The following is a 7,135-nucleotide window of genomic DNA, read 5'->3' on the forward strand; positions in this document are numbered from 1 at the left end:
CCACGGAGGCGGCGACGATCAGGCCGCCCCGTTTCAACACCGCCTGCGGATTGGCTTTTACCGCACGCGCCAGCTTGCCCAGCCCCTGCATACGGGCATTGAAGAAGGGCAGTATGTCCGTCAGGACGATCATGCCCTTCGCCGCCCCCTGCATACTGAAGTCCATCAAATCGCGCGCCTCATAGGCCGCCAGGGCTCTACCCTTACCCGCCTTTAACGCCGCCTGATACGTCGCGACGCGGTTGGCATTCTCCGCCGCCTCGCTCAGGTGGCGATAACGCGACCAGACGCCGCCTAATCGGCGCAGGGCGTCCTGCCCATCGCGGAGAATAGTGGATTCGAACCGGTGCACCTGGCTGTCGCTGTAGCCCTTGCGCCGCAGGATAGCGCGCAGACTCTGCGCGGTGCTGGCCAGATCATAGGCGTTGGCATAGCCGCCGCCAAAGGTGGCACCGGCGAACATCATCTCGATCAGCGTATCATCCTGGCGGTAGGCTTTTTTCAGCCCGGCCCAGGCGCTGGTGACGGCGCGTACCCCATCCGGATTGATGGTCCAGGAATGCAACGAGTCGCGCATAAAGTTGCGGATGATAAAATCGGGCATGCTGGTGGTGCCGATGGTCAGAATGCGTTTGGCCTGACGCGCGGCCCGCATAAACAGGGCATTGCTGCGCTCCATGTCCATCATGGTGATGGCGCGGAATAACGCCGGATCGCTCACCTCGACCAGTTGCTCCTCGCCCTCCAGATAGACTTTGGCCACGCCCTGGCGTTTGCCCAGGCGCTGGTAGTCGATACGGTTGGGTTTCTCGATCACCGCAATTACGCCGCTATCCGCCAGATTGACCACCATCCGGCGCATCGCCTCGTTCTTCATCGCCGCATCGATGGCGCGCGCCACGTAATTCACCAGATTCTCGACCGGATCGTTGATCGCCTGCTCACCCCCTTTCAGACGCCGTACGGTGCTGCGCTGATTGGCGATCCCGCGGGTAGACCAAGGCCCCAATACTCCGCCATCCTCGGTCTGGCGGAAATAAGGTAAGTACCAGGCATCCTCCCACACGGCTCGGCGCCCGGGATCGATAAGTCCGGTGGCCTGCTGTAAATCCAATAGGGATTTGACCAGCGCGTCATACTTTACCTTCTGCTGGGCAAAGAGCGTCTCCTTGCCGCGATCCCGCGCCTTCATATGGCGAATTTCATCGGCGCTGAACAGCTTCTCCCGCCCCTCTTGCATCAGGCGTTCGGAGCGATGCCCGGCAATCCAAATAAAGAAGTCCTCGCGGTGTTTCCCCAGCGCATCCAGGATCCCCAGCAAGGCATCCGATTTGCCGCTGCCCGCCTTGCGCTCAATAACGCCGCTCTGCGGATTGTAGACTGGCAGGCCATGCTCCAGCGTCGCCGCCATCACCGTATTGGCGCCGGCGGCCAGGCGCGCGGCGATATAGGCCGAACGGGCCGCTTCCACGTGGCCTTGGCTCGCTTCGGCATATTTGATCGGCGCCAGACCGTCGAAGGTGGCGGTATTTAAGCGCCGTCCCAGATCACGCAGCCATGCCCGACGCGCCGATGGACGCTGGGCCTTCCAATCGCGGTAGAAATCGTGCGCCTTCTCGCCCCAGCCATGTTCAGGTTCGAGTCCCATTTTGCGCCGTATCGTTTGCTCAAGGGCGCTGCCCTCACGCGAGTAACGGGACTGACTATTGCGCACATCGTCAGCGGAGCGTATCGTTGGCTCAGGTGAAGGATGCGTGTCCGACCTATCGGGCTGCTCCCTTGCCGACGGCTCCTGGTAAGAATGCTCCCCTTTGGGCAATTGAAGCCCACTGTGCAGAGGGTTACCGGGGGCTTCTTTTTCCCGCCGATACAACGCCAGCCCCTCCCTCTCCATTTTATTAATTTTGGCCATTCCGCCCTTAGTGCCGTACACCGAGGCGATCTTATTCACCTCGATGCGATTTAACGCCGCATTAAAATGTACCGCACTGAGCACCGGGTCACCGTTTCTGTCTTGCAACGCCAAATGCATCACCACCGCATCCGGCTGTGTCGCCGAGCGGTATACCGCTAGCGGATCGTGCATCAGTTCAGGCAGTTGCTCGATCACCGCCATCGGCACCACATGTTTCACACCATTGGTCGCCTTACGGATCACATCACGGGTGATGACGACCTCTAAATCCGCCGCGCCGAGCAATCTCAACACCGGGGGTGTCCGCCCTAACCTGACAGTAATATCACTGGTACGCCGGGTGTTGATAGCCTGCGCCAACGCGCTCCGATAGTGATCTGCCTCCTCAGCCAACGGTTTGAGGGGATCTTGCGGTGTAGACGCCTTCGCGTTGGGGACATCGGCTGATGTGGCGGAGCCGGTCGGTCGATACCCCTGGCGTAGCCGCTGACCCAAGGTGCGTAAGGTATCCCGTAGATAAATGCGATTCTCGGCATCGACCGTGGGCAACAACCCGATGCGGTTGAGGAGCGTTTTGATCAGTGAAACGACCCGATCCCATAACGCGCTAAAGCGGCCCGGCATCTGTTTTTCTGCCATGTGGGCCAGAAACTCCCCGGCCTGTACCGCGACCGGCTCCTGTCCATAGGCGGCATCGATTCGGCACCAAATCTGTTGGATCACCGCATCTCGGCTCGCTCGGGTCTCCATCACCCGGTCAATGATGCGTTGGTACTCCTCGGGCGTGATCACCTGCTCTAAGGCGTGATGGATCACTTCATGGCGCAGTTTTTCCCGCACCATGCGCGGCGTAGGGAGGTTATCGGCAATCAGTACGATTTCCCGCGACTGTGGGCGGTAGAAGGCGTGAACCTTGCCGTATTGCTCCAGCGGTTCACCGGCCAAGGGCTCGGCCTCTTTCTGCGTCTGCACGACCCGCACATGCAGCGATGGCGCATTCAGCTTGCGCATGACGCCCCGCACGACGGCATTAATCTGTGGGATCGGGTTATTCCCGCTGGCGACCGCTGGGCTGTGTCCCGTCTCCGTCAGCCGGTTCCCCTCGCCTAAAACAGAAACGCCTCCGTGCTGGGAGGCGTTTTGCGCAGAGCGGTTGGTTACATCAGGTGGGAGAGGTCCATCTCCTTCAGCGCGGCCTGATTGCGCAGATGTGTCTCCCGTTTGTCGCGCTGCAAGGACGCGATCTCGGATGGCGTCAGCGTCCCCGGCACGAAGGAGGTACTGGGCTTCGGACTCGGTGAGTCCGTCGAAACCGTAGCCAACTTGTTGTTTCCACCACGCTTCAAGGTTGCTCCCTCCAAAATGGACGCGCAGGCGCGACAATGTCGATGCCGATAACGCCATTTTTGCTGAATACATTTTACCCGTCAACGCCGAGGCGCCGATCACCTGGCCCCCCTGCGCCTCGATATACCCCCGCAATCCGGCCAAGGTGCCCCCTTGCGTCAGGGTATCGTCCAGGATGAAATAGTGCGCATCGCGGCGCACCTCTCCGGCGAAACTGGGCTGATTGGCTAGGCGAGCAAAACCATCCATTCCGCTGCGCCCCACTCGCACAGCCTGTACGATGTTATCATCAACATGTTGGTGCAAAATATGCCCCAACATATCCGCCATCGCTTGTGGGATTTTATTGCGTCCGCTCGCCTCCTCGGCATGCACGGCAGTCAGTAACACTTCACGCTTGCCAATAATGCGCCGAATTTTATCTATCGCGTCCTTACTCAAGACATCTGCGACTAAGCGCCGAGCGGCTAATTCATCCCCGTTTTTGGCCGCCTTGTAGTCAGGATGGCCCGTCGCGCCCCCCAACCGGGCATGGAGCACCACATCGGGGAAATCGTCTGGCCAAGGCGGGCGCTGAGCCGGATGCGGCAGCGTACGCCCGTCGGCAACGTCAGCCTCCTCCCGCTTAAACTGCGCATGATCATCCACCGGGAAGATCTGTTGCTGACGATGACCATGTCGAATACCTTCAGAAATTGCATCCACGGCATCATACAGTTCGCCAAGCCTCATGCCTCCCGTGACCAGTCCGATGCGGCGTAATCCCTTCTGCACAAGATGTAATACGCGAGCTGGGATAACACGCCGCCCAGAACGGACGCCGCGCTCCTTTCGCTCCTGCTCGGCGGCTAAGGCAAACACCTCTTCAGCCTGGATAGACTGAGACTTATGGGAGTAGCCACGTCTGACCTCATTCCACAACGTGCTTAGTTCTTTTTCTCCTTGCGCCGCCATAATCGCGTCCAAAATCTGTCTTTTATCCGCTGGCGTAAAGGTGTTGAGGCCGAAGTGGCCGAGGATTTCGTGTCGCAGGGTGCGTCTTGCATCGGCTTCGTCTCGGATGCTGGCGGCGTTGACCAAGACAAAGGAGGGTCGCGTAACGTTATCAGTTCGGGGATCGTCAGATACTTGTCCTCCCCCTCCGTGGGGGGCGCCGGCGGCGGTTCGAAGCGCGTTATTCGCATCGGGATATCGAGATACTGTCCTGCCTCCTGTCCCTCCGTGGAAGGCTCCGGCAATACGTCCAACGTTTTCTCTGGTGGCTTGTGGTCCATATGCATCCTCCTGACGCCGATAAACCCTAATCTCTATAGGGATATTACCCTTATACTCCTGTTCAAAATCGTGGACAATCTGCGACACGCGCTCAAAAGATAAGCTACCGTCTGGACGATCGGGCTGGTGTGAATAAAACGTCTTCTGGCGTGGATCCGGCGGGCTCTCGCTCGATGCCGGGACATCGCTCTCGACGCGAGACGCCCTATTCTCCGGTGGTGCTACACGCGGAGGCAGCCCACTAGCCTGCGACGCCATCGACGTGGGCATAACTGCTGCACGCTGTTCAGGCGTTGACGCTGGATTTGTTGATGATTGCGCAGCCATCTGTGCCGAGCCTGGTGACTCCGCTTCGCCAGGGCGTAAAACCGTGCGAACCCCCGCAGAAAACTCTGGCTCAGACCCTGCTGGCCTATCGTCCACCTGCGCCACCGGGCCCGGTAGCGGAAATCCCCGTCCCGGTGAAATATCTCCCGGCGCGGGTAACCGGGGCGCTCGCTGTTGGCGGGACTCTTCCGCCTGTAATTGCGTCCTCCATTCATCAGGCGTCAGCCCCTGCTCACCACGCTGCATTTGCGCCTGGACCAGCGCTATCGCCGAAGGTGCCCCAGGCTGAGATAACACTTGTTGTAACGGGCTATCCTCCGCAAAACCCTGAATACGCGGATCGCGTCGCTGATAAGCTGGCTGAGAGGGAAGCTCGACCGTTTTTTCCTCCGGCCATGACGCTTGCACCACAGCAGGATCGGGAGGGGCCCCTAGCCAGCGGGCCTCGCTCATAGATTCAGGGACCCCGCTGATATGCTGGTCGGATAAGGGGGCGGCCTGCCATGTCCGCAAATCCTCCCGTGCCGCATTCTCCTGTTCCGCCCCATCCCCCGATGCCGCATTCTTTGAAGTCCGAGGGGTCGCCGTGGCCATCCGCTGCCTCAGAAGCCAACGGGCCGCCTCCCACTGCAGCTGTTCCGCCGCCGTGCGCGTCGCCTTTTCATTCAGCGTATGGTACTGCGCCAGCAGATCGCGTCGAGGTAGCCCGCGCAGCTGCTCCGCCGCTGCCTTGACCTCCTCGTCATGCTCCAGCGCCTGCAGCCGTTCATGGGCCGCCCGTTTTTTCTCTGCCGCATCCGGCGCCTCGGACAGATCGGCCTCGGCGTAATGCTGTAACAGCGTGTCGCGATCCAACGACGCAAACTGCGTTTGATAGCGTGAATATGCCTCCTGCGCTTGCGCCTCTGTTGGATCTGCGGCATCGTCTGTCGCCAGCTGATCGTTTCTCGCTTGCTGCGTATCGTGTTGCGCCTGCCACTTACCCGTGCGACTCCCCGCCGCCAGCGATCCGCCCATCACGCCGCCGATGGCCAGTCCAGCGAGCGCCTGATTCATTACCTCATCGGAGAGCGGGCGCTGCGGGTCGGCGGATTGTAAGGCATAGTTTTCCGCCATCTGGCTAAGAGCCGACTGCGGGACTTCCTCAAAAAGCCCCTCAGCCACCGCCCCTTTGGCAAAGCGCCTCATCACGCCCTGTTTGAGCTGACCGGTCATAATTTTGGCGATCACCTTATCACCTTGGCCGCCGAACATTCCCGTCGCTACGGCAGACAGGATAAACGCCTTAGTTGACGCATCTTCCGCCAACGCCTTGCGCATCTCATCGACCGACATCCCCGAAGCCAGCAAATTCTGCGCGGCCTCCGAACCTTGCAAGATCTCGTCCGGTAGCGCATAAATCGCTGCCTTGACCTCATTAGATGAGGCCCCACCAGCCAATACACCCTCGGTGATACGTCCAGTCAACGAGGCGACCCGCGCCGCGCTGGCCGCCGCTTCTTTCGCCGCAACCCCTTGCGCTACCTTCGCGCTGTAGGCAAGCTTAGCCAACCTCAACGCAGGTCCCATGGTCACCGCCATGCCCGGCGCCGACTCGACAACCCCGGCGAAATAGCTGCGTGGATCGACCCAGGCGTCCCCCAGCCCTTTCCCGCTCTCCCAGAAAGATTTCTCCCGCGCCTGTTGCATGGCTGGCGAGAGCTGACTCAGCGAGTTTTGCTGATCGGCGCGCAAAAATGACTCGCTATCCTCATGACCCAAAACATACTGATCGATGACATCCAGCCCAGAAACGATCGCCCCGCCGACCAGCGGTACTTTCCCCGTGGCCTCGCGTAGACTGGCGGCTGTCGAGGTCAGTCCGCTCCACAGCAGATGACCGGTATCGGAAAAAATATTGCCGCTGTTTTCCGCTGACTCATCAGAAAGCCCGGCGTATTTCCGGGGATCATAACTGTCCCAGTAGCGCGCCAGGCCTTCATCCGGCTGCTGGATATTCAACGACTGCCGCTCGACAGCGTATCGTTGCTGTTCAGGGCGCAGATCTTGAGGGTAATTCGCCACGGTATGCCTCCGGCCAGAGGGGAATGCCTAAATTTCAGGCGTAAAAAAGCCGCCAAATGGCGGCGGGTAGCAAGACGATGAGGATAGGTATCGGCGCCGTCACTCCGTTTGGCGCGGTGCACTCAATGAGGGGGGTAAGGCCATCCCCTGCGGATGGATCAGGGGCTCCAGGCGATCGCTTTTCCCCTGACGGCGCATTAACTCCCG

The 7,135-nt window shown here is 60.1% G+C and carries 1 protein-coding gene; it reads right to left on the reverse strand.

Annotation, left to right across the window (positions count from 1 at the left end; genetic code table 11):
- Positions 1–6,928, reverse strand: a 6,928-nt coding sequence (locus EIEH_RS06325; protein WP_035609052.1) for a MuF-C-terminal domain-containing protein, incomplete at its 3' end; no start/stop codon positions are given.
- Positions 6,929–7,135 lie beyond the last annotated feature (207 nt).

It is taken from the genome of Edwardsiella ictaluri ATCC 33202 (assembly GCF_000264785.1).
Classification (GTDB): Bacteria; Pseudomonadota; Gammaproteobacteria; order Enterobacterales; family Enterobacteriaceae; genus Edwardsiella; species Edwardsiella ictaluri.